The sequence below is a fragment of the Paraflavisolibacter caeni genome, assembly GCF_025628885.1.
GTDB classification, from domain to species: domain Bacteria; phylum Bacteroidota; class Bacteroidia; order Chitinophagales; family Chitinophagaceae; genus Flavisolibacter; species Flavisolibacter caeni.
In genome coordinates, this window is record NZ_JAOTIF010000025.1 from 35069 (window position 1) to 60798 (window position 25730).

19 protein-coding genes are annotated in these 25730 nt (G+C 41.6%); 16 read left to right on the top strand and 3 right to left on the bottom strand.

The annotated features are described in order from the left end of the window. Window positions 1–67: 67 nt before the first annotated feature. The 13 genes from OCK74_RS22460 to OCK74_RS22520 all read left to right on the top strand — a co-directional run bounded on the left by OCK74_RS22460 (window position 68) and on the right by OCK74_RS22520 (window position 19595). Window positions 68–2872 (top strand): glycoside hydrolase family 78 protein, encoded by a 2805-nt coding sequence (locus OCK74_RS22460; protein ID WP_279299340.1) that lies wholly within the window; start codon window positions 68–70, stop codon window positions 2870–2872. An 84-nt stretch (window positions 2873–2956) separates the two neighbouring features. Further along, complete coding sequence (locus OCK74_RS22465) at window positions 2957–4084, top strand: sialidase family protein (protein ID WP_279299341.1); 1128 nt, start codon at window positions 2957–2959, stop codon at window positions 4082–4084. A gap of 198 nt (window positions 4085–4282) precedes the next feature. Continuing rightward, window positions 4283–5671, top strand: coding sequence for an alpha/beta hydrolase family protein (locus tag OCK74_RS22470; RefSeq protein WP_279299342.1), 1389 nt, complete (start codon window positions 4283–4285; stop codon window positions 5669–5671). A gap of 117 nt (window positions 5672–5788) precedes the next feature. After that, window positions 5789–6754: a sugar phosphate isomerase/epimerase family protein gene (locus OCK74_RS22475; RefSeq protein WP_279299343.1), complete on the top strand. Its 966-nt coding sequence runs from the start codon at window positions 5789–5791 to the stop codon at window positions 6752–6754. A gap of 9 nt (window positions 6755–6763) precedes the next feature. Then, complete coding sequence (locus tag OCK74_RS22480; protein ID WP_279299344.1) at window positions 6764–8683, top strand: right-handed parallel beta-helix repeat-containing protein; 1920 nt, start codon at window positions 6764–6766, stop codon at window positions 8681–8683. A gap of 9 nt (window positions 8684–8692) precedes the next feature. Continuing rightward, entirely contained in the window at window positions 8693–9424 is a 732-nt protein-coding gene (locus tag OCK74_RS22485; RefSeq protein WP_279299345.1) for an L-rhamnose mutarotase, read from the top strand. 45 nt (window positions 9425–9469) lie between these two features. Beyond that, on the top strand, window positions 9470–10585 hold the full coding sequence (locus OCK74_RS22490; RefSeq protein ID WP_279299346.1) for a Gfo/Idh/MocA family oxidoreductase: 1116 nt from the start codon (window positions 9470–9472) through the stop codon (window positions 10583–10585). Between the two features lie 47 nt (window positions 10586–10632). Then, the gene (locus tag OCK74_RS22495; RefSeq protein WP_279299347.1) at window positions 10633–12225 is read left to right on the top strand and encodes a sodium:solute symporter family transporter; all 1593 of its coding nucleotides are present in this window, start codon (window positions 10633–10635) and stop codon (window positions 12223–12225) included. A 79-nt stretch (window positions 12226–12304) separates the two neighbouring features. Further along, window positions 12305–14554: an alpha-L-rhamnosidase-related protein gene (locus OCK74_RS22500; protein WP_279299348.1), complete on the top strand. Its 2250-nt coding sequence runs from the start codon at window positions 12305–12307 to the stop codon at window positions 14552–14554. Between the two features lie 50 nt (window positions 14555–14604). After that, window positions 14605–15678: a mandelate racemase/muconate lactonizing enzyme family protein gene (locus tag OCK74_RS22505; RefSeq protein ID WP_279299349.1), complete on the top strand. Its 1074-nt coding sequence runs from the start codon at window positions 14605–14607 to the stop codon at window positions 15676–15678. Between the two features lie 11 nt (window positions 15679–15689). Beyond that, the gene (locus tag OCK74_RS22510; RefSeq protein ID WP_279299350.1) at window positions 15690–15872 is read left to right on the top strand and encodes an SDR family oxidoreductase; all 183 of its coding nucleotides are present in this window, start codon (window positions 15690–15692) and stop codon (window positions 15870–15872) included. Between the two features lie 58 nt (window positions 15873–15930). Further along, window positions 15931–19257, top strand: a complete 3327-nt coding sequence (locus OCK74_RS22515) for a glycoside hydrolase family 2 TIM barrel-domain containing protein (protein WP_279299351.1) — start codon at window positions 15931–15933, stop codon at window positions 19255–19257. Between the two features lie 161 nt (window positions 19258–19418). Next, entirely contained in the window at window positions 19419–19595 is a 177-nt protein-coding gene (locus OCK74_RS22520) for a hypothetical protein (RefSeq protein ID WP_279299352.1), read from the top strand. Window positions 19596–19831: 236 nt separating this feature from the next. Here the strand turns inward: OCK74_RS22520 and OCK74_RS22525 are convergent, their stop codons facing one another. Next, window positions 19832–20371, bottom strand: coding sequence for an energy transducer TonB (locus OCK74_RS22525; RefSeq protein WP_279299353.1), 540 nt, complete (start codon window positions 20369–20371; stop codon window positions 19832–19834). Between the two features lie 1279 nt (window positions 20372–21650). On the opposite strand from OCK74_RS22525, the gene OCK74_RS22530 reads away from it, so the two are divergent. Next, window positions 21651–23192: a B12-binding domain-containing radical SAM protein gene (locus OCK74_RS22530; protein ID WP_279299354.1), complete on the top strand. Its 1542-nt coding sequence runs from the start codon at window positions 21651–21653 to the stop codon at window positions 23190–23192. A 314-nt stretch (window positions 23193–23506) separates the two neighbouring features. Further along, window positions 23507–23782, top strand: coding sequence for a short-chain dehydrogenase (locus OCK74_RS22535; protein ID WP_279299355.1), 276 nt, complete (start codon window positions 23507–23509; stop codon window positions 23780–23782). A 112-nt stretch (window positions 23783–23894) separates the two neighbouring features. On the opposite strand, the gene OCK74_RS22540 is transcribed toward OCK74_RS22535, so the two are convergent. Then, window positions 23895–24047: a hypothetical protein gene (locus tag OCK74_RS22540; protein WP_279299356.1), complete on the bottom strand. Its 153-nt coding sequence runs from the start codon at window positions 24045–24047 to the stop codon at window positions 23895–23897. Between the two features lie 303 nt (window positions 24048–24350). Here OCK74_RS22540 and OCK74_RS22545 point away from each other — a divergent pair, with 303 nt between their 5' ends. Then, window positions 24351–24971, top strand: a complete 621-nt coding sequence (locus OCK74_RS22545; protein ID WP_279299357.1) for an HAD family hydrolase — start codon at window positions 24351–24353, stop codon at window positions 24969–24971. Here OCK74_RS22545 and OCK74_RS22550 read toward each other — a convergent pair. Then, window positions 24968–25693, bottom strand: coding sequence for an ABC transporter ATP-binding protein (locus tag OCK74_RS22550; RefSeq protein ID WP_279299358.1), 726 nt, complete (start codon window positions 25691–25693; stop codon window positions 24968–24970). The genes OCK74_RS22545 and OCK74_RS22550 overlap by 4 nt on opposite strands. Between the last annotated feature and the right edge of the window lie 37 nt (window positions 25694–25730).

A 25730-nucleotide genomic window follows, 5' to 3' on the forward strand; every position in this document is an offset into this window, starting at 1 on the left:
AAAAACCTTGTGAAAAATACCAGGAACTAATGCTATCAAAGGATTTAAACCTTTTAAAAATTCAATTGTGAGAAAATTCTGTCTTTCCATCTTTGCTGTTGTCGCTATTGCTCTCCTGATCGCATTTCAGAAGAAGGATGCAGTTCAGTTAGTGAACCTTAGGTGTGAAATGCTGTTAAATCCTGAAGGTATAGAAACAAAATCGCCTCGTCTGAGCTGGGAACTGGAATCAAAAGAAAGGAATGTAGAACAGACTGCTTACCAGGTCTTAGTGGCTTCTTCAGAAGCTAAATTAAAAGCCGGGGAAGGAGATTTGTGGAACTCTGGGAAAGTGGCTTCCGATCGATCTATTCACATATACTATAAAGGGAAACCTTTGGCGAGCAGAACCAATTGTTTCTGGAAAGTAAAAGTATGGACCAATAAAGGTGAATGCTCCTGGAGCGAACCTGCTCATTGGAGCGTAGGTTTATTGAAAGAAAGTGACTGGAGTGCAAAATGGATTGGCATGGATAGCGCTTTTGCATGGGATTCTGTTTCCAAATTTGCGCGCCTTTCTGCCCGTTATTTCAGAAAGGAATTCAATGCTCCTGCTCAAATTAAAAAAGCAACTTTATATATAGCTGGTCTTGGTTTGTACGAACTATACATCAATGGCCAACGTGTAGGAAATCATGTTCTGGCGCCTGCACCTACAGAATACAGCAAAACGGTTAAGTATAATACGTTTGATGTAACAGCCCTGGTAAAAGTAGGGGGAAATGCTTTTGGAACTGTTTTAGGTAATGGTCGCTTCTTTACTATGCGCCAGAATTACAAACCGCAGAAGTGGCACACCTTCGGCTTTCCCAAGATGTTGCTTCAATTGGAAGTTGAATATGCTGATGGCCGCAAGATGCAAATCAAGAGTGATGAGAGCTGGAAGATGACTGCTGATGGTCCTATACGCACTAATAATGAATATGATGGTGAGGAATATGATGCAACAAAAGAGTGGCCAGGTTGGAACACGGCTGGATTTAACGATGGTAAATGGTTACAGTCTCAATTGGTAAAAGCTCCTGGAGGTAAACTTGAAGCCCAGATGAACGAACCAATGAGAGTGGTTGAAAATATTCAGCCTGCTTCTGTGAAGCAATTAAAGCCCCGCACTTTTATCATGGATATGGGCCAGAACATGGCCGGCTGGGTAAAAATGAAAGTGCGCGGAAAGAAAGGCGAACAAGTAACACTTCGTTTTGCCGAAACACTGCAGAACAATGGCGAGTTGTATGTTGCCAACCTGCGTGATGCAAAGGTGACAGATATTTATACCTTGAAGGGTGAAGGCGAAGAAGTATGGGAGCCAACATTTGTTTACCATGGCTTCCGCTACGTTGAAATTACCGGGTATCCAGGCACACCAACGACAAAGGACTTTGAAGGCAGGGTGGTTAATGATGATCTGAAGACAATTGGCACATTTGAAACTTCAAATAGCATCATCAACCAGATCTTTAAAAACTCTTTCTGGGGTATCCGGAGCAATTATAAAGGAATGCCTGTTGATTGCCCGCAGCGTAATGAACGCCAACCCTGGTTAGGCGACCGTTCTACAGGCGCCTACGGTGAAAGCTTTATTTTCGACAATGTAAAGCTGTATGCAAAATGGTTGGATGATATTCACCAATCGCAAACCGAAGAAGGAAGTATCCCTGACGTTGCGCCTAACTTCTGGTATTACTATAAAGATAACATGACCTGGCCGGGAACATACCTGATGATCGCCAATACGCTGTATGACCAGTTTGGAGACAAGGAGCCAATTGTAAAACACTATAATTCGATGAAGAAGTGGCTGGCCTATATGCGTAAAAAATACATGACGGCCGATTATATTGTGACCAAGGATAGCTATGGTGATTGGTGTGTGCCACCTGAATCGAAAGAGCTGATCCACTCACAGGATCCAGCCCGGAAAACAGATGCGCAAGTGATTGCAACGGCCTATTATTACTACATGTTGCAACTGATGCAACGCTTTGCAACTATGCAAAACATGTCACAGGATGTCAAAGAATATGCGGCCTTAAGTATAAAGATCAAGGATGAGTTCAATAAGAAGTTCTTTAACAGGAGCACTTTCCAATACAGTAATAATACAGTAACTGCAAACCTGCTCCCACTGAGCTTTGGCATGGTGCCTGAAAATGCAAAGGCAAGGGTGTTTCAAAATGTTGTTGATAAGATATTAATCGAAAACAAAGGACATATTAGTACTGGTGTTATCGGCACACAATGGCTGATGCGTGGCCTTACAACAATGGGGCGTCCAGATGTGGCATATGGAATTGCTGCTGCTAAAGACTATCCAAGTTGGGGCTACATGGCAGAAAACGGTGCAACCACCATTTGGGAACTGTGGAATGGTAACACTGCTAATCCTAGCATGAACTCTGGCAATCACGTGATGCTGCTAGGTGATTTAATTGTGTGGTATTATGAAAACCTGGCTGGTATTAAATCCAGTAAAAAATTCCCAGGCTATAAAAGAATTGAAATGAAGCCCGTTACTGTAGATGGATTGGATTATGTAAAGGCTTCTTATCAATCTATTCATGGGGTGATCAGGAGCGAATGGAAAAAAGAAGGCGGCCAGTTTATCTGGAATATCACCATACCAGCTAATACAAAAGCAGAAGTGCATATTCCAGCCAATTCTAAAGATGATGTAAGGGAAGGCGGCAGAAAGATAGCTGCTGGTGCTGATATCAAATTTATACGTATGGAAGATGGCCGGGCTGTTTTCCAGGTTGGATCAGGAAGTTATGCATTTGTTGCGCCGCACCCCCAGTCCGCCAAAGGCGGAGAGCGTGTCGCTTCAAGGCCTTAATTATTAAACAGATGTTAATTGAACATAAACGATCATTGATTGAATCATATCTAAGTTGTTGATTAAAGAATGACAAGAAGAACTATGAAAAAAATAACAATAGCATTGGCTTTTATGGTGTTGGGAAGCATAAACTTCCTTTCTGCTCAAAGCCAGAGATGGAAGAGTGGAATACTGGTGGATGAATTTATTTTTGAAAAAGCACCTTTCCCGGAAAGTCACGCAGCTACGATTGCATTGACACCAAAAGGGTTGATCGCTTCATGGTTTGGTGGTACCAAGGAAAGAAATCCCGACGTATGTATTTGGGTGAGCCGTAGGGTAAACAACAGGTGGACAGAACCTGTAAATGTTGCCAACGGTATTGTCAATGATACTTTAAGATATGCATGCTGGAATCCTGTATTGTACCAGGTGCCGGGCGGTGACTTGTTATTGTTCTACAAAACCGGTCCTAAGGTATCTGCCTGGAAAGGATGGATGAAAACCTCAAAGGATGGTGGCATCACCTGGTCTGAAGCACAGGCGCTTCCGGAAGGTTTGATCGGGCCTGTGAAAAACAAACCTGTGATGCTGAAAAACGAAAGGCTGTTAGCTCCCTCAAGCACAGAAGGTGATGGTTGGAAACTCCATTTCGAAGTTTCTGACGACAAAGGCAAAACCTGGACGAAGATTGGCCCCATCAATGATGGTAAAACTTTGAATGCCATTCAGCCAAGTATATTGTTTCATAAAGGTGGTATTCTCCAGGTGTTGGCAAGAAGCAGGAACAGAGCCATCCTGGAATCCTGGTCTTATGACAACGGAAAAACCTGGACTCCATTATCCAAAACAAACCTGCCTAACAATAATTCAGGAACTGATGCCGTGACTTTAAAAGACGGCAGGCAATTGCTGGTGTACAACCACGTATTGCCACCAGATACGTTGGCTAAAGGACCTCGCACTCCTTTGAATGTTTCTGTTTCTAAAGATGGTAAAAGATGGTATGCGGCATTAGTATTGGAGGATTCTCCGATCAGCCAGTATTCCTATCCTTCTGTGATCCAAACGCCTGATGGCATGGTTCATATTGTTTACACCTGGAGGAGACAAAAAATCAAGTATGTAAAGGTTGATCCTTCCAAACTGAAGTTAACAGAGATCAAAGATGGTGTATGGCCAGGAGGGAATCCTGTAAAGCCAATAGCTGGGAAAGCAGAAGAGGAATAATTTGTGAAGGTATCATTTCCTTCTTCCTATCTATTCATCCTTCATTTCTGGAGCATACATGGTGTATGGATGGTGTATAGATGAAGCATAGATGGTGTATGGATAGTGTATGGGGAGTGTATGAAAATGGTTCCGGCGCAGTCAGGCCCAATTGAAAAATATAGTAGACTGCAGATGCTAAAAAATCATATATCTAAGATGAAAAAATACTTATTAATCCTTTGTTTCTTTCTCCTTGGCAAGGCTGTGCTCTTTGCTCAGACTTCAGATGATGCATTTAAGAAGCCTTTGAAGGAAGTGATTGCAGATGTAGAGAAACAGTTTGATGTTAAAATCAGGTACCCGGAGGAATTGGTAGCTGGCCGTATGATTACCTATGCCGGTTGGCGGTTCAGAGCAGGTAATTTGGAAAAGACGTTGACTAACATTCTTTCGTCACAGGATCTCACTTTTGCGCCGGATGGAGATAAGCGATATAAGATACAGGCTTTTCAATACCATTTAAAGACAGTTGAAGAAGGTAAACAGCAGTTGGAATACCTTGCTTCACTGTACAGCAACCAGGTAGAATGGGAAAAGAGGAAAGATGAATTAAAAGCCTGCATGCTTTCTGCCTTGCATCTTTCGCCATTACCAGCTAAGCCTGCATCACAACCTATCAGAACCCCAGTTCGCAAGATGGATGGTTATACAGTCGAAAATATTGCTTTTGAAGTTTTGCCAGGTGTGTACATCAATGGTTCACTTTACAAGCCTACAAAGATCAAAGGGAAGATCCCTGTTATCCTGAACCCAGATGGACATTGGGGCGGTCACCGTTTCCGTCCGGATGCACAAATCCGTTGTGCTATGCAAGCTCGTATGGGAGCAATGGCAGTTAGTTTTGACCTTTTTGCATGGGGCGAATCTTTATTACAATTCAAGCCTGAAGATCACCGTAAAAGTCTTGCTCAGACAGTACAAGTGCTGAGTGGTATGCGTATTCTTGATTACCTGCTTTCTTTGAAAGAGGCTGATAAAAACAGAGTTGCTATCACAGGAGGTTCTGGTGGTGGCAGTCAGACTATGATGACAACAGCCATTGATGACAGGATTACATTGAGTGTTCCAGTTGTTATGCTTTCATCTTATCATAGTGGAGGTTGTCCTTGTGAAAGCGGTATGGGGGCACATCTTTGCGGAGGTGGTACTAACAACGTCGAAATTGCTGCTATGGCAGCCCCAAGACCGCAACTGGTGATTTCTGATGGTAAAGACTGGACACAGAATGTTCCGAAAAATGAGTTTCCTTTCCTTCAAAGAGTTTATGGATTTTATGGCAAACAGGATATGGTAAAAAACGTACACCTTCCTGAGGAAGGACATGATTATGGATTGTCCAAGCGCCTGGTTTTATATGAATTCCTGGCACAATACCTTGGATTGAACATTAATGCCGTTAAAGATCAAAATGGTAAAATAGATGAGTCGAAGGTGACCATTGAGAAAGAAAGTGATATGTATGTATTTGGGGAGAAGGGAGAGCGGTTACCTGCAAATGCTATTAAAGGGTATGAGGCGTTGCAAAAATTAATTGAACAGAAATAACTGCCCAGCACGCCCCCAGTCCGCCTAAGGCGGAGAGCATCAGCTCACAGGAACATTTGTTTTGAACTTTTTAAACAGAGCGTATAACAGTATTTTTAAAATTTATCTATAAAGATCATGAAAGAGAAAAATAGAGGGTTGAGTATGGTTGAAAATTCTTTTTCAAGGAGGAAGTTTCTTTCATCGGCAGCATTGGTAGCCACAGGATTAGTTGTAGCCAGGAACTTTTCATGGGCATCAGCTTTTAGTAATAGATTGGAGGCTTTTCCTGCTGCTCCCACTGTGCAACGTTACAAGATCGCTGTTGTTGACTTGATGATCTTAAAAAGGCAAAAATTGAGTGCGTTTCAATTGACAAAAGAGTTAGGTGCAGATGGAGTAGAAGTTGATATGGGTGGTCTTGGTAATCGAGAGACCTTTGATAATAAATTGTCTGATCCGGTTACCCGCCAACAATTCTTAGATAAGGCTAAAGAATTGAACCTGGAGATCTGTTCCCTGGCTATGACCGGATTTTATGCCCAGTCCTTTGCTACGAGGCCAACGTACAACCGGATGATCCAGGATTGTATTGAGACTATGAAAGCCATGAATGTAAAAGTGGCGTTTTTGCCACTAGGCATACAAGGAGATTTAAAGAAGAATCCTGAATTGCGACCGGCAATTGTGGAGCGACTGAAGGTTGCTGGTAAAATGGCTGAAGAAGCAGGTGTTGTGATTGGTATCGAAACGTCTTTAAGTGCAAAAGAAGAAGTTCAATTATTAAAAGAAATTGGATCTCCTGCCATTAAAATTTACTTTAACTTTTCTAACCCACTGAAGGAAGGAAGAGACCTTTGCAAGGAGTTACGTATCTTAGGACGGGAACGTATCTGCCAGATTCATTGTACCGATGAAGATGGTGTTTGGTTGCAGAACAACACCAGACTAGATATGAAGAAAGTGAAGAAAACCTTAGATAAAATGAAGTGGCGTGGTTGGTTGGTTATTGAACGTTCACGTGATGCAAAAGAGCCAACGAATGTAAGGAAGAACTTTAGTGCGAATACAGCTTACATGAAATCCATTTTTCAATCTGCATAAATTATCCAGATGGTTATTTGTAAACGATTGATTGTCGTATCACTGGCTTCTATTATTTCTCTATTCTCTGACATTGCTATTGCATCGGACATATATGTAGCACCTGGTGGTGTGGACACTAATCCCGGAAGTGTTCAGCAGCCTAAGGCCACTTTGGCTGCAGCTTTACGCCAGGCAAGAGAATTACGCCGGCTTAATGATCCTTCAATAAAAGATGGCATACGAATTATTGTAAAAGGTGGTACTTATTTTCTTAATGAATCTCTCTTTATTAGACCAGAAGATTCCGGAACTGAGAACAGTCCAACGATTATTGAAGCCGCACAAGGAGAAAGTCCAGTACTCAGCGGTGGAGTAAAAGTTAGTGGATGGAAAAAAGTATCTTCTGTTCCGGGATTACCTGTTTCAGCTCAGGGCAAAGTGTGGATGGCTGATATGCCAATGTTTGAGGGACGACCATTGGAATTTCGTCAGCTTTGGGTTAATGGACAGAAAGCCATTCGAGCAAAGGATACCTATGGCGATAGCATGAACCGGATCCTTTCCTGGAATCACCAAACAGAAAGCTGCTGGATACCGAAGCCAAAAGCAGGCGACCTATCATCCGCGGAAGGATTGGAAATGTTTATTCATCAGTGGTGGGCCATTGCCAATTTAAGAGTGAAGTCGGTGAACGTACAAGGAGACAGCGCGCAGCTTACTTTTTACCAGCCTGAGGGCCGCGTACAATCAGAACATCCCTGGCCCGCACCCTGGATCTCTAAAAAGACGGGTAATTCTGCATTTTACTTAACCAATGCCATCCAATTTTTAGATAGTCCCGGTGAATGGTATTTAGACCAAAGGGCCCGTAAGGTTTATTATTGGCCTCGAAACAATGAAAACATAAGCAATGCCAATGTGATTGCTCCGGCTTTAGAAACATTGGTAAGGGTAGAAGGCTCGATCGACCGTCCTGTGTCGCATTTCTATTTCAAGGGCATTTCTTTTCAAAATGCTACCTGGTTGCGTCCTTCCAAAGAAGGGCATGTGCCTCACCAGGCTGGTATGTATATGCTGGATGCCTATAAGCTGAAAATACCGGGCACTCCAGATAAGAAAGGTCTGGAGAACCAGGCATGGGTAGGGAGGCCAGCAGCCGCAGTAGTAGTGAAATTTTCCAATCATACAGGCTTTGAATCCTGCCGCTTTGAGCACCTTGCTTCTACAGGATTGGATTATGAAAGAGGCAACCATGCAGATGAAATCAAAGGCAATCTATTCAGGGATATTGGTGGCACAGCTATACTAATAGGAGTTTTCTCTGACGAAGGTATAGAAGCGCATCTTCCTTATAATCCTGCAGATGAAAGAGACGTAAGCACCAATACATATATCTCGAATAACTTGATTACCAATGTTACCAATGAGGATTGGGGATGCGTTGGTATCGGGGCTGGTTATGTTAAAGGAATCCGTATAGAACATAATGAGATCTACAATGTTTCCTACACTGGAATCAGTATGGGATGGGGGTGGACCAGGACTATTAATGTCATGCGAAGCAACTCTATTATTGCCAACAGCATTCATCATTATGCAAAACACATGTACGATGTAGCAGGAATTTATACCTTATCTGCTCAACCAGGTTCCCTGATACAGTATAACTACATTGACAGTATTTACAAGGCGCCTTATGCTCATGATCCCAACCATTGGTTCTACCTCTATACGGATGAAGGCTCTTCCTACATTACTGTAAAAGATAACTGGTGTCCGGCTGAAAAGTTCCTTCAGAATGCTAATGGGCCTGGGAATACCTGGGAAAACAATGGTCCCAAGGTTGCGGATAGCATCAAGAATGCTGCTGGTATACAAGCGAAGTACCAGTACCTTTTAAAGGAAAAAGAACATGGAAAGACAGCCTGGCCTATTAACCAAATGTAAATGTGTATCATGAAAGCAAATGTGTTTTTTGGAATTGTTTTCCTGATTGTTTCATGTTTGGGCTCTTGTGTTAGCCGTGAGGCTCATGCAGTTCAAAATGTTACATTTAAAGATACTGCAAGCATTGTGAAGGGAAGTTCCTTTATCATTGAATTGGTTGAAAAGCCTTGGGTTAAAGTAGATCTTTCAAAATTAAGGGCAATATGTGAGGAGAATGGTTTGCAACATCCCAATATTCATCAATGGAAGGATCATTTTGTAGTATTTGATACAGCTTCATATGCAGCAGGTTTGGAAAGTAAAATAAGTACAGCCTTTCAAGGTGCAGTTGTAAAGACATACAGGAATCCATTTTATGAATTTAACAGGTCGCACTGCGGGAATGATCCTGTTGCCAAGGTGTGGGATCATGTAATATTAACAGCAAACCTGGTAGAAGATACAGTGCTACAGAAGGAATACATGGATTATCATGCTACCCAGTTTCAAAAGTGGCCGGAAGTATCCAAAGGATTTTGTAATGCTAATTTCCAGCAGCTTTTAGTTTTTAGAAATGGAAGGCAGTTGATGTTGGTCATAAGTATTCCTAAGGGAAGCAGTTTAGATGAACTGAATCCAAAGACTACAGAGAATAACCCAAGGGTTGATGATTGGAATGCACTCATGAAAAAATACCAGGAAGGAATTGAAGGGACAAAGCCGGGAGAGGTGTGGGTGTTTTTGGAGGAAGTAGGCAAATAGGAAAGGATTGAAACTTTATTTCATCATTATTTATAATTGAAACCGATGCAACGATTAGGCATTTTAGGGTTGGGGGAAGGCAGGAGTACCATGTCTGCTGCCTTGCAAAGTAAAAAATGGGAACTGAAGAAAATTTGCGATGTAAAGGCGGAATTATGTCACCAGCGAGCAAAAGAGTTTGATTTTCATCAGTATACAAATAGTTACCAGGAATTGTTGGATGATCCTGAAATTGATGTCATTGCTATATATACTCCCGATCATTTACATGCGGAACATGTGAAACTAGCCTTACAGCATGGAAAACATGTGGTGTGTACAAAGCCATTTATTGATGATTTGTCAAAAGCAGCCGAACTGCTGCGGCTCAGTGAACAAACAGGAAAGAAGGTATTTATAGGACAAAGCTCCCGTTTCTTTGAGCCTGCAAAAAGGCAAAGGGCTGATTTTGAAGCTGGTATCATAGGAGACTTGATTACTATTGAAGCCTACTATCACGCTGATCACCGATGGTTTTTAGAGAAGGGGTGGGCATTGCAAGAATCATTTAAATGGTTGTATGGAGGACTCAGTCATCCTGCAGATTTCATAAGGTGGTATTTGCCCAATATTGAAGAAGTGATGGGATATGGAATGATCAGCAGTAATGGTAAAAATGCTGGATTAAAAAATGAAGATACCATGCATTTCATTTTTAAAGCGACAGATGGGAGGATTGCAAGGGTAAGTGGAGCTTATACGGGGCCCACTCAACCTGCGGCCAGAGATAGTGGTATGAGCACCATACTGAGATGTACTGAAGGTGCCAGCCAGGCAGATTACCATGAATTGCGGTACTCTGTTACGACCAATACTGGCGAAGAAAAGATCATTCATTGGGGGGATGCTTACCTGAAACATTATTTCAGGTTTGAGGGACAAAGTCATCATGCTGGTGAATACCAGAACTACCTTGAATATTTTGCAGATTCCATTGAACAAGGATTTACAGCATATCCTGATATCAAGGAAGGTATAGGAACAGTTGCCCTTCTTCAAGCAATGGATAAAAGCTTATCTACAGGAATGCCTGTTAAAATTGTTGATGTATTAAAGGAACATGGATTAGAGGAATTGATTTACTCAAATGAGCGGTCATTGGCCGGGGTGAATGAAAGGTGATGACTGATAAAACTTAATAACGCTTAAAGAAACGAACGATAATTGCCATGGGGAATAACATCATTGAACGACTAACCACGTTAGATTACCTAATTGTCATTGCTTATCTAATTATTTTATTGGTGATTGGTTACAGAGCAAGTTTTTCACAGAAGAAGAAAACAGGTGAATCGCTTTTCCTTGCGAATAAATCCCTGGGATGGCCAAGTATTGGGTTCAATATGTGGGGCACCAATGTAGGACCTTCCATGCTTCTAGCTTTTGCCAGTATTGGGTATAGTACAGGAATTGTAGCAGTCAATTTTGATTGGTATGCTTTTGTGTTCCTGTTTTTGCTGGCCATGGTATTTGCGCCACGTTACCTTTCCGCTAATGTGACCACCATGCCTGAGTTTATGGGGAATCGTTATGGAGATTCTACCCAGAACATCCTTGCCTGGTATGCCCTGATCAAGATACAGATCTCCTGGCTTTCCCTTGGCTTGTTTGCTGGTGGATTCTTAGTGCGTCAAATATTAGGTATTCCCATGTGGCAATCTGTTATTGCTTTGGTGTCGTTTGCTGGCTTGTTTGCATTTGCAGGAGGCTTAAAAGCAATAGCAAAAGTGAATGTTTTCCAAATGATCCTGTTGATTATTGTTTCTTTAACGCTCACCATTATGGGCGTGCAAAAGGTCGGGGGATTGTCTGAGGTTTACAGCAGTGTACCAGGTCATTATTGGAATTTGATACACCCAGCGAGTGATACTAAATATCCCTGGTATGCGATTCTTCTTGGATACCCGGTGTCTGCTGTGGCTTTCTTCTGCACAGACCAGGCGATGGTGCAATCAGTGCTGGGCGCCCGTAACCTGGAGAATGGTCAACTAGGTGTCAATTTTATCGGGTGGCTTAAGATATTGTCCCTGCCTCTTTTTATTCTTACTGGTATTTTGTGCTATATTCTTTTCCCAGGCTTAAAAGACCCCAGTGAGGCTTATATGACAATGGTTACTAATCTTTTTCCTGCAGGGATGAACGGGTTGGTGATTGTTGTGTTGATCGCTGTTTTGGTGGGAACAATCGGATCATCACTTAATTCATTAAGCACGGTTTTTACCATGGATGTATATGCCAAGAAGATCAATCCGAATGCAACCAATGAAGAGATCATTAAAGTTGGGCGAATGACTGTTGTGGCGGGTTGTTTGTTTGCCATTATGATGGCTATAGCTATTGACAGTATTAAAGGGTTGAATCTTTTTGATGTGTTCCAGTCGATACTTGGTTTTATAGCTCCGCCACTTTCGGTTGTCTTTCTTTTGAGTGTATTCTGGAAGAGAACAACCAGAAGAGCCGTAAACCTGATACTGTCTGCCGGATCGGCTTTTAGCTTGGGGATAGGTGTATTATACTTGTGGGTATTTACACCAGATCAATATGATTTCTGGCCACATTACCTGCTTTTATCTTTTTACATATTCGTCGTTTTATTACTGGTTGCAGTGATCACTTCTTTGCTTGATCCTTCGCCAGTTGTAACGGATCATTCTAAACATGGTGGTAGTGGATTGCCAAAGCCAACAAAGCGTGTATGGATAGCATGGGTATTATTGATCATTACCATGGTTGGCCTGTATTTAGTTTTCAATGGTCATTAAGAAGAAAGCAATAAGGAAAAGTTGAGAGATTCAGCAATTGAAAAATATTAAAGAAGCATATAATCAATTATAAACGCTCATGAACAGGTACAGTACAAAAGATATTTTCAAGAGGTTGGGATTAGCCGCTGTTATGGTATTGTCTGCAATGGTAAGCGAGGCTCAACAAAAAGCAACCTGGATCTGGTATCCCGGGGATTATGAGATCTGGCTTGCCAATAAGATGCAAAACCGCCGTACTGAGCGAGGATCTTTCTTTCCTCCATTCTGGCGATTAGATAATCATTATGTACTGATGGATTTCCACAAGGTATTTGACCTGGCTCAACCAGAGGAGGTAGAACTTCTTGTGGAAGGTGATTACAATGTGAAGTTGGACGCCAAGCTGATTTCGGGAGCTCCAAAGAAAATAACGATCCCAGCCGGAAAGCATAAGGTCAACATCAAAGTGCATAACCAGCAATATGTACCTGCCATTTTTGTGCAGGGTAAAACTATTGTTTCTGATTCATCCTGGCAGGTAACTTATGAAGATAAAGAGTGGATTGATGAAACTGGAAAGGTTTCAGATCAATCCGGTACTAAATGGTTGAATGCGGGTTATTGGAATTTTAATGATCCCCAAGTAAGGCCTTCAGCATTTCAGCTGAACAGGGAGCCACAGGCTGCTGTTAGCAATGTCCGCCAACCTCAATCCCTGTTCGTTGACTTTGGTAAGGAAACATTCGGCTTTGTAAAACTGCATGGTTTAAAAGGTAAGGGTAAAATATCTATTTATTACGGTGAATCAGCAGAAGAGGCTAAGGCTACTGAAACCTGTGAGACCCTAGATCACCTGGCAATTGACCTTTCCAGCAAGAAAGATTCTGTTATGAATCTTTCCAAGGCATTCCGTTTTGTCAACATTCAAATGGATAATGGTGTCAGCCTGGATTCTGTTTCCATGTTATATGAATATCTTCCATTGAGTGATCGTGGGCAATTCCGTTGTTCAGATGAACAGATCAACAAGGTCTATGATGTAGCTAAGTATACGATGCACCTGAGTACACGTGAATTTTTTATTGATGGTATCAAACGTGATCGCTGGATCTGGAGCGGTGATGCTTATCAAAGTTATTTGATGAATTATTACTTGTTCTTTGACTCACCCACGGTATCAAGAACATTAGCAGTTTTGAGAGGGAAAGATCCTGTCACCAGTCATATCAATACCATCATGGATTATACTTTTTATTGGTTCCTGGGAATCTATGATTATTACCAATATACTGGAGATAAAACATTCATACAACAGTTCTATCCACGCATGCAGAGCCTTATGGATTATTGTCTTGGCCGCCGCAATAAAAATGGACTGATGGAAGGACTAGCCGGTGACTGGGTGTTTATTGACTGGGCCGAGGGGTTGAGTAAAAAGGGTGAAGTGAGCTTTGAACAACTGTTGTTTGCCAGGAGCCTTGAAACCATGGCTCTTTGCGCAGGTATTGTGAACGACGCTGAAGGCGCTGCAAAGTATAAGGGCCTTGCTGCTGATGTGAAGTCTAAACTGTTTGCCAACTATTGGAATGAACAAAAGGGCGCATTGGTGCATAGCCGGGTGAATGGTGTGCAGACAGAAAATGTTACCCGTTATTCCAATATGTTCGCCATCTTCTTTGATTACCTGACCAATGCGCAGAAACAATCAGTTAAGAAGAATGTATTGTTGAATGACCAGGTGCAGAAGATCACTACACCCTACATGCGCTTTTATGAACTGGAAGCATTTTGTGCATTAGGTGAACAAAAGTATGTGTTGAAAGAGATGAAGGATTACTGGGGAGGCATGCTGAACCTTGGTGCCACTTCATTTTGGGAAGAATACAACCCTAACAGGAAAGGGGCAGAGCACTATGCCATGTATGGCCGTCCATTTGGTAAAAGTTTATGTCATGCCTGGGGCGCCAGTCCGATCTATTTATTAGGGAAGTATTACTTAGGTGTAAAGCCAACATCTGCAGGATATGCTACTTATATTGTAGAACCTGTGTTGGGCGGGCTGAAATGGATGGAAGGAAAAGTGCCCACGCCTCATGGTAATGTCTCTGTTTATTGCAGTAACAAGCAGATCAAGGTAAAAGGAGATGAAGGAAGGGGGACGTTGCGATTTAAGAGTAAGAAAAGGCCAGATGTTAAAGGTGGTATTATCGAGGCTAAAGGTGATGGAATATACGAGTTGACTATTGAACCAGGGAAAGAATATGTTGTGGACTATGTTCCTGTTGCAGAGAAGATCAGTACTGGTACAGTTAAAAGCAAAGAGAATCAAAACGGAAAAGGAATTTAGTAGGAGGCTTGAACGGGAACTAGCCCTTCAAGCTATTTTAATCATTAATCATGTATCATATTAAAAACTACACTGTTTATTCTGCCAAGAGAAAGTTAGAGCAATCCATATCCGATGCCACACACACTTTGACCGAGATCTCATTTCTGGTACTCAGAATTGAAGTGGCCAACGGTGTGGTCGGTGAATCGTATCTATTGAGTTTTCAATACAGTCCCAATGCCATTGCCGGTGCCATGAAGGATGTGGGAGAAATGATTATTGGTGAAAAGGTTTATGACACTGTCAAAGTTTTCGAAAAGATGAACCATGCCAATGAATACTTTGGTATGGAAGGTATCAATCGCTGGGCACAAGGCGCATTCAATATTGCGATGTGGGATGCCTGGTGCAAGATCCTGGGACAACCTATATGGAAGGTGTTAGGTACCTCCAGGACAAGTGTTCCCATTTATGGCAGTGGCGGATGGATCTCTTATACTGTTGATGAATTGATCAATGAGGTAAGCAATTATAAAAAGAGGGGATTTAAAGCTGTTAAAATCAAAGTAGGTAAGCCGGATTGGAAGGAAGACCTGGAACGGTTAAAACTTGTACGGGAAGCTGTTGGGAATGAGATCAACATCATGATGGATGCCAACCAAGGTATGACTGTACCTACCGCCTTGCAATTATCCAAGGCTGCGCATGAACTCAATATCCATTGGTTTGAGGAGCCTATCGATCATACTGATTTTGAAGGATATAAACTCCTGAGGTCGCAAGCAGGTATTTCACTTGCCATGGGCGAGCGTGAATATTCAACTACGCCTTTACGTGAATTACTTGTTCGCAATGCATTGGACATTTGGCAGCCAGATATACTTCGTTTAGGAGGTGTAGAGCCTTGGCGTAACAGTGCAGCATTGGCCGCAAGTTTCAATATACCTGTATTGCCGCACTATTATAAAGATTATGATATCCCATTGTTGTGTACCATTCCGAATGGTGTTGGAGCAGAATCATTTGACTGGATCGATCCGCTCATTGATCATCCTTTACAGATCATTGAAGGGATGGCAACACCTCATGACAGACCAGGCTGGGGCTTTTCATTTAAAGATGAGTTTTTAACCAGCATATAATCGAGTCTGAAATGACACAACAAGTAATGGATGAAGACAGGAAAGCCAAGATCTTAAACCGAATGCCTTTACACAGGTTTGGCAAGCCGGGAGAATTGGCATCCATGATTTGTTTTTTAGCCTCACCAGCAGCCTCATACATCACCGGACAGGATTTCAGTGTTGATGGAGGTGCTTTGGCTTATGAATATTAGGAAATTAAGTTATCGGGATAGAGGAATAATGATTGCTGCCAGAAATAAGAATTAGTTTTTGAAGACAATTTTCACATTTACAGACATCATGAACATTAAGCATTCTGTTATCGTTTCTTTCAGCTTATTTCTAGCGCAATTGGTCCAGGCACAAACTGTTACCGGAGAGCCTGCCGCAACACCACCACCACCAAGCATCTTTCACTCAGAGCCATGGGAAGATCAGCAGGTGAATAGTATCAACCGGGAGCCTTCAAGGGCTACTGCTTATTCCTTTGCCAGTGAAAAAGAAGCGCTGCAAGGTGACCGTTCGAAAAGTGGAAGAATGATCTCGCTGAATGGTGAGTGGGATTTCTTCTTTGCACAGAAGCCCGCTGATGCCCCTAAGGATTTTTACAAGGGCAGAGTGAAAGGTTGGAAGAAAATTCCAGTGCCTTCCAACTGGGAAATGCAAGGCTATGACATACCAATTTTTAAAAGCGCAGTATACCCATTCAGACCTATTGACCCACCTAGAGTTCCCAAGGATTATAATGCAGTAGGCTCTTACCAGCGTACGTTTACTGTGCCGGCAGACTGGAAGGATATGAATATTACACTTCATTTCGGCGGGGTGAATTCAGCATTCAAAGTATGGCTGAATGGTCAGTTCCTTGGCTATAGCGAAGACAGTTTCCTGCCTTCGGAGTTTAATATTACCCCTTATTTACAAGCTGGTGAGAATATCGTTTCCGTGCAAGTGATCCGTTGGAGTGATGGTTCTTATTTAGAAGACCAGGACCAGTGGAGAGTGAGTGGTATACAACGTGAAGTCTTGTTGCTGGCCGAGCCCAGGATCCGCATTGCTGATTTTCAATGGGAGGCCAAACTGGATCACAATTACCAGGATGCCCTTTTCAGTATCCGTCCGCGCATAGACAATACGACAGGAAAGCCCATTAAAGGCTATATGCTGAAGGCTCAGTTGTATAACAAGGATCTTCAGCCTGTGTTTGAAAAGGCTTTAGAAAGAAGCGCAGAGTCCATTATCAATGAAATTTATCCAAGGCTGGATAACGTGAAGTTTGGTCTCCTGGAAACCAATGTGACGAACCCGGCCAAATGGAGCGATGAGGTTCCTAATTTGTATACACTGGTGCTTTCGCTCAGTGATTCGACCGGGAAACTGTTGGAAGCCAAAAGTTGTAAGGTTGGTTTTCGCAGTGTTGAGTTTTCCAAAGAAACAGGTAAACTGTTGATCAATGGGAAAGTCACCTACCTGTATGGTGTTAACCGCCATGATCATGATCCTATAAAGGCTAAAGCGGTTAGCAGAGAGGATATTCTCAAAGATGTACGGACGTTGAAACAATTCAACTTCAACTGCATCAGAACCAGTCATTATCCTGCAGATCCCTATTTCTATGAGCTGTGTGATGAGTATGGCATTCTTGTGATGGATGAAGCCAACCTGGAGACACATGGTATTGGATCTAAACTCAGTAACGATCCCACGTGGACTGGAGCATACCTGGAACGGGTAACACGAATGGCCATGCGAGATAAAAACCACCCCAGTGTTATTATATGGAGTTTAGGTAATGAAGCTGGCCGTGGACCTAACCATGCTGCCATGGCTGAGTGGTTGCATGATTTTGATATTACGCGTCCTGTCCATTATGAAGGAGCACAAGGTAATCACCGGATGGAAGGATATATACGTCCTGGAGATCCTGGCTATCTGAAGCCAAATGACCATTCACACCGTATTCAAAATCCAGTTGATCCTTTGTATGTGGATATGATCAGCCGGATGTATCCAGGCATATTCACGCCCAAATTATTGCTAGACCAGAAGAATGGAGATAACCGGCCTATTTTCTTTGTCGAGTACTCACATTCTATGGGTAATTCGACCGGAAATATCAAGGAGTTTTGGGATATTTTCCGTTCCAGTCCGCGAATGGTAGGAGGAGCTATCTGGGAATATCGCGATCAGGGTTTATTGAAAAAAGATTCGGCAGGAGTGCCTTTTTACGCTTATGGTGGCGATTTTGGTGAAAAGCTATTTGAGGATTTTACCATAAAGGGTATTGCCACCTCAGATGGTACGCCAAGAGCTGCCATGTATGAATGCAAGCGTGTGTTTCAGCCTGCAGAAGCAGAACTGGTTGATGCAGTCAAGGGCAGTATCAAAATATACAATCGTCACGCTGTCAGGAATCTTGCAGATTATGCTGTTTCACTTTGGATCAGGGAAGACGGACGCGTGGTCTCCAAAAAAGAGTTGCCCCGAATTCAATTGGCTGCAGGTGCTGATACTGTTCTTAACATAACCTCTTTCTTGCCCAAGATGAAAGCGGGTAGTGAATATCTGGCAGATATTCACTTTACCTTGCCACAGGATGAAGTATGGGCACTTAAAGGACATGAAGTGGCCTCTAACCAGTTTTCACTGACACCCGTTGTGCAGGTTAAAGGTAATCGCTCTTCCTATCCAGCTTTGGCTATTCGTGAAGAAGGGAAGGGTTATGTAGTGAATGGTAAAGATTTTTCAGTGACTATCGATAAGACAAATGGTGCCTTAAGTTCTTATGTATGGAAAGGGCAGGAGCAGGTGGCACAGCCATTGACGCCTCATTTTACCCGTCCTTTGACTGATAACGACCGCAGGGGTTGGAAGGCGCAGAGGAAACTTAAGCAATGGTTTGAACCTGGGATGAAGCTTAAGAGCGTTACTGCGTTGGACGGTGGTAAGGGGATTGTGAAGGTTACTAGCAATTATTCCCTGATCAATGACAGTGCCTCTGTGCAAGTAGTTTATACCGTGAATGGAGATGGTGTGTTGAAAGTTGATTATCTACTTAATGTACATCCCAACTTGCCCAATATTCCTAAAGTTGGTATGCAGGGTGGCATCAGGAAAGGATATGACCAGGTAACCTGGTATGGACGTGGGCCGCTAGAAAATTATGTTGACCGCCGATATGGTTTTGATGCGGGTATTTATTCCATGCCGCTTACACAGTTCTTTGATTCTTATGTAGTGCCCCAAGAGGCAGGTAACCGCACTGATGTGCGTTGGATGTATTTGTCGGATCCCAAGCGTTCGGAAGGGGTAATGATCGTTGCGGACAGCCTATTGAGTATGAGTGCCTGGCCGTATACGGAAGAGAATATTCAGACAGCAAGACATACTAACAAGTTGAAAGATGCAGGATTTGTAACTGTGAATATTGATTTGATGCAAATGGGTGTGGGGGGAAATGACAGCTGGAGCGATGTGGCGGCGCCGTTGGAGCAATACCAGATACCAGCACAGGCTTACCGCTACAGTTTTTACCTGACGCCTGTGAAGGGTGTGAAGGAGCCTGCAAGGGGGATGATTCAAAAGATCAAGTTTTAATCTGGAGCAGTCATATTTTAAAGCCGTGCTTCTATAATTGGAAGCGCGGCTTTTTGTTTTCGTGTGCTTTTCTTTTTAATCCTTTGGCCTTGAAGTTTTTATTCATTGATTAGGAAGTCCGGGAAAGTTGTAAGTTTAAAGAACAATAAAACCTTCAGTTTATGCTTACTGCTGCAAGAATAGCAAGAATAGCCATGTGGGTGATGGTTGTAGCTATTTTAGCCACCTTTTTCACTTCTGCAGCATGGGTAAAGATTGTTTGGGTAGTAGCGGCTGCAGTTTGCCTGATTAGTATATTGATTGTTGCCTACCAAAAAAACAGGAATCGTTATAGATAAGGCTATCTTATTTTTAAAATGGGAGGATATTTCTGTTTCGTGCACTAAGTGTACTTGAAGTATGCTTGAAGTGTGCTTGATCTATACACCATCCCTACTTAAGGTATACTGTAGCCCTACTTTAAGTATACTTAAAGTATACTGAAGCAACGAAGGATGACTGGCTGTTCCGGACTGTAATTATGAATATAAATCCTCATAGTCAAACGAGGAATTGGATCTTATTGTCCTATTTATTAAAACAGCCGTCTCTTTTTCCGTTTTTCTTCTTCGATGACAAATGTAATCGGCTGTTTACGGTAGGCTTTTACAGGACGGCCATATTGTATTGCCGGTTTCCATTTTGGGCTAAGCTTGATTGCCCGTATGAGTTCCTGCTCCATACCGAATCCACAGTTGGTTAGTGCTTTCGCATTTGTAACGGAGCCATCTATATCTATTATAAATTGGGCCACGACCTGATACTTGCCTGCAGGTGCACCCTTATTAATCGGTACATCCGGATTCAAGTGATTATTTAAAAAGTTTGTAAACTCCGTTACACCTCCAGGGAAATCGGCTTCCACTTCTACACTATCCGGGGGGGCAAGTTGGCCTGATACAGTTTGAAAAACAGAGTCACTTTTATTGGGAATGGTGTTGCTTTTAACAGGAATGGTATCATTAGACAAAAGCTGGTTCCTTAAAGGATTAAAGGATATTGCCTGTTGACCGAAAAGATCTGTATTGCTGCTTAGTACGATAAATAGGAAGAAAACAGGGAGAATAATTTTCATGAGTTTTGGTTCAATATTGAAAGTTCAAATATAAGACTTTGCCAAAAAGAGAGGACAGCAAGAAGAAATAATTCCGCTTAATCTAAATAGAATGATTGTATAATTTGGGGTAGACTTGAAGCCGGCTGTGGGTGCTCGTTGGTTTATCATTTTCTACATTAAATAAGAAATGGTTTTTGGGTGGTTGAAGGTGCATGATGACGAGGGCGATCAAAGCAGATGCCTCCTGCATAAAAGGTATGAGGAATATAATTGATGGAGTAGAGGGATTACTGTTTTGGAAGTTGTGAGGAGCTTTGTGCTGTTAAAGCTGGTTGTGATGTGGGTAAAGAGGTAGTGTTGGAGCTGACGGGAGTAAGAAAATGGTGTTGTTGATGGGTTTACAATAAATTATCCCCTTCGTTTGAAGGGGATAATTTATTCAGGCGTTCAGACGGTTTAGTTTTCATAGGATTAATTAAACGCCATAGTTTTTCAAGGATAGGATGTTTTCAGTTTTTCAAGGGTACCATGTTTTCACAAGAGTACAAAGTTTTCAATAGTGATACGGATGTTTTCATAAGTGGTACGGATCAAAAATCAAAAATTCAAAGAAAAAAGCAAACAGTTAGTTTTCAAATAGGTTATTGGATTGTTTAGTTTTCTAAGGTCATTGTATGGTTTTCATAGGTTATTGATTCATTGGAGACACAAAGCTAAACCTGAATATTCGCCTTTGAGGGTGAGATTCGGTAAAAAGGCATAAGAACGGGCTCAAAACCGGATTTATAGGGTTATAATTTTTGGTAGTTTTTATTAGCAATCAATGAGTTAGTGATTACACTTAGTAGTCATACTTAGGAATGAGTATTGATTCTAAGCTAATTAATGAGTGCCTAAAAGTGGATTATAAGATCTCTTCTATAGGTTTCTTCAGCCTTTACCCGCATGATCTGTTGTACTGCATCGATATTATAGTTCTCGATCTGTCTAATGCCGGTAAAGGGCGCCCTTCGCTGTGCGGTCCATATAACGATTCTGTAGTAAGGAAATTGCTAAAATTGTTAGTAAAGTTAAGAAAAATTTACAACACTCTCATTAATACAGCTGCTCTTTCATGACTTCTATTCCTCCTGTTGTTAATAGCAGAGAGCATGAAGGACAATTCGATTTTATATATTCATTAAAAATGGATATATTCAGAGTGTCAATCCCTTAATCAACTTCCAGTCTTTTAAAAAATATTCAAGCTGTTTTTTAAAGTTGACAATAGATAGATAATTCACCTAATAAATTAAGCATGACTAAGCTAAAAATCGGTGTTATTGATCTGGTCGGCAAAGGCACGTCAACTACTTTGTGGGCTAAGATCATGCATGCCAACCTGGCCAGTATCATGCCCCAGGTGGTGGCTACCTGGTGCGAACAGGAAGGACATGAAGTCAAGTTGATTTGTTATACGGGCAGAGAGGACCTGCACAATGCATTACCTAAAGATGTTAACCTTGTTTTTATTTCTTCTTTCACACAAGCTGCCTTGTTGGCTTATGCGATAAGCAACTATTTTCGAAGTCAGGGCGCCATAACTATTCTAGGTGGACCCCATGCCCGTTGTTACCCTGATGATGCTGTCAAATACTTTGATTATGTGTTGGGCTTTACCCATCAATCAACCATACTGGAAATTCTAAATAATTGTGAAGCGCATTATTTTCCTGGGAAGCATCTTTCAGCCAAGGGACAGCCATCCAAACTGCCCGGAGTTAAGGAAAGGTGGAAGTTTATGGAGCCCACGCTGAATAAAGCACCTTTTTTAAAGATTGTGCCCATGTTAGGGAGTGTAGGCTGCCCTTATACTTGTTCTTTCTGTATTGATTCAGTGGTGCCTTACCAACCTTTGGAATTTGAAGTCATTAAAGAAGACCTGCGTTTCCTGCTGACCAAATTTAAGAAGCCTATGGTGGTTTGGCATGATCCCAATTTTGGAGTACGCTTTCATGATAACCTGGAAGCCATTTCTTCTGCAGTACCGCCAAAAAGTTTCCGGTTCATTGCTGAAAGCAGCCTTTCCATCCTTACAGAAGACCACCTGAAAGTGATGGCGCAAAATGGTTTTGAGGCATTACTGCCAGGTATAGAATCATGGTATGAATTGGGCAATAAATCACGAACCGCGCATATAGAAGGACTGGAAAAAGTAAATCGCATTTCGCAACATGTCAACATGATGTTCCAGTATATACCCTACGTTCAAACCAACTTTGTGCTTGGGCTTGACAGTGATGCCGGGGATGCGCCTTTTGAGCTTACCAAGCGGTTTGTTGACTTGACGCCTGCGGCCTTTCCCGGTTATTCTTTATTAACTGCATTTGGAGAGGCTGCCCCCCTTAACCTGGAATATCAAAGAGCTGGCCGTGTGTTGCCATTTCCTTTTCACTTTTTGAACAACCACCTGGCGATGAATCTAAAACCGAAGAACTATGAATGGGTGGACTTTTATAACAAGGTTATTGACCTGACGGCTTATACATTTTCGAAGAAGGCCCTCTACCGACGTTTTATGGCCACGCCTAATTTTACTTCCAAGTGGATGAATTTCATGCGTGCTGTTTCTTCAGAGGGCTATGGTCGCCTTACTTTTTACCACCAGGTACGGAAAAATTTGATTAAGGATAGAGCCTTTAGAATGTATTTTGAAGGTGAAACTACTCAATTACCTGCCTTTTACAGGAACATTATTCAAAAAGACTTAGGAATATGGTGGCAATGGCTGCCAAAGGGTGCACTGGAGCATAATCCAAATGCCTATCTTCAAAAAACAGAGCAAAAGTTAACAGCTTGACCTTCTAATGATGTGTTGTTACCAGTAATAAATTGATCACCTTTCAAAAATCAACCTTAAGCTAATAGTTTCATAAAGTCCCTAGTACATATAGTAAAAAAAGAGCAAATAGACTTATCTTTGAACAAGTTCCAGAGGTCTGAGCACTCAGCAATTAATCATTTCCATATTTTCCGATTTTTCTGTCTTGCTTATGACTCAATCATTTCAATAGACAAAAAAGAACATTACTATTTCCAAATGAAATGAAAGTAGATAAGTTCTGTAAGTAATTGAATGAGGCTGACAAATGATAATTTAAATTTCTATTTACTATGAATAGTGAAGACATACAAAAGTTCCTGGATTCCAAGACAACTGAAACAAATAAATATGTAAAGATTTCATTTAAAAATCGCAGTCCTATTTTTGGATTGTTTGTAAAAGGACATAATGATTATTCTGATCTAAGGTCTAAGAACTTTTGGAGAATAGTTACACAAAGTCAATTTGATTCATATAACCAGTCAAAGAATATTAATCTCGCAAAGATATTCAGCGGTTCAGAGTTCTCAAAACTTACCATCCATAATGATAGCTTTGATCTTTAAAAAAGACTTTATTCCTACATAGAGGAACCTGAGGCTGCTATATCAGCAAAATGCACATATTAAAATCTGCACTGGTCTTAAACTTATTAAGATCAACTACATGGTACCGTTGTCAGCAGCTGTCATCGCTCACTAGTTTGCCAGTTTTGCCTTTTACAACGGTAAACTCCTCATCCTGGAGGAAATGGGTGTACATGATAGGCCCGTGCCCTGGCGTAACAAAGTTCTCAACTATGACTTTATCGCCGCCAGGATCTTTATGCACAGCATGAAAAATTATTTTTCGCCAAGGCAATTTTCTATAGCATGAGTATAGGTGATATTCATGTTGTGAATTTTTATTTATTTAAAGCTGCATACTTATTATTTACCAATAGGGATTCGCAGCTTTGATAAGGCAGGATAAGAGGGCTAGTTATGGGTCTATCCAGCTTAACTTTTGTCTAAAATGAAGAAGCTGACCCAAATAGAACAATTTCGATGAGTTGGGGTTATTTTTGTTTTTTAATTAGAAAATCAGGGCCTCGTAAATATATATTATAAAAAAATATTGAATATTTGATTTTTAATGAATAATGGTTCTATTGATAGTGATAAGCTTTTACTATTAAACAAGCTTAGTGCAGGAGATTATAAAGCATTTTTATACGACTGTGATGGTACACTTGCCGATAATATGGCTGCGCATAAGGAGGCTTTTGTGAAAGTTGCCGCAAATTTTGATATTGAATTAGACGATTCTATCATAGATGAACTGGCAGGTTGTCCCACTCATATTGTGGTTCAGGAGATCAGTAACAGGTATCAAAAGGCTTTTGACTTAGATCAATTTGTCAACCTGAAAAGAGAGATGTTCTTTGATGAATTTATCCAACATACCAAACCCATTCAATTTGTTGTAGATCATTTGAAGACTAATGGAACCAATGTAAAAATTGGGGTTGTTTCCGGTGGCAACAGAAAGACCGTTCAAAAAACGCTCACTGTACTGGGAATTATTGATATGATTGATGTTTTGGTTTGTGCCGGAGAAACACCTAATGGAAAACCTTTTCCTGATCCATTTTTATTGGCAGCAGAAAAGCTTGGTGTCTCACCTGAGCAATGCATGGTATTTGAAGATGGTGAGCCGGGTGTGCAGGCTGCGGAGGCTGCCGGTATGAAGTGGATCCGGGTTGATAAAATTTAACTCTGAAAGGAACTGTTATACTCATGCTTCATCAACCAGGCTATGGCTTTGCCCAGGCGGTCTTCGCCTGTATGGTTTTTTAAATGAGTAATGGTATCAAAGAAACGGAGTTTTCCTTCCTGTAAATAGACGATATGAGTGGCCAATTCATCGAGGTCACTCATTACGTGACTAGTAATTAGTACCAGTTTATTTTTTTCCTTTTCCTTAAAGATCTTATCCTTGAGGATTTCTGATGCCAATGGGTCAAGGCCGGCGGTAGGTTCATCCAATATCAATACTTCTGGGTGAAATAAGAATGCAAGAGCCGCACTCACTTTTTGCCTTGTGCCGCCGGACAGGCTTTGCATTGTTTTGTGTTCTATGCTTTTAAGGTCAAAGTTGTCAAAGAGTTCAGCATCGATGGCGTCTTTTTCATTGCGAATATCTTTCAGCATCTCAAATACCTGCCTGACTTTCATGTTGTGTGGGTATTGACTGATCTGTGGCATATAGCCAATCAGTTTGCGGTAATCCACCTTGTTTTTTACCAGCTGATTATCGAATAATATTCGTCCTTTGTCTGGCTTCACCATATTCAGGATACATTTGATCAGCGTGGTTTTACCAGAGCCATTTGGTCCAATCAGAGCAACAACATCTCCCTTGTTGAAACTTACACTTACATCGTCCAGTGCCTTCAGTTTTTTATATCGTTTACTCAGGTGCTCTATTTGAATCATGGTCAATGGTGAATGGGAATGGGCAATGGTGAATACA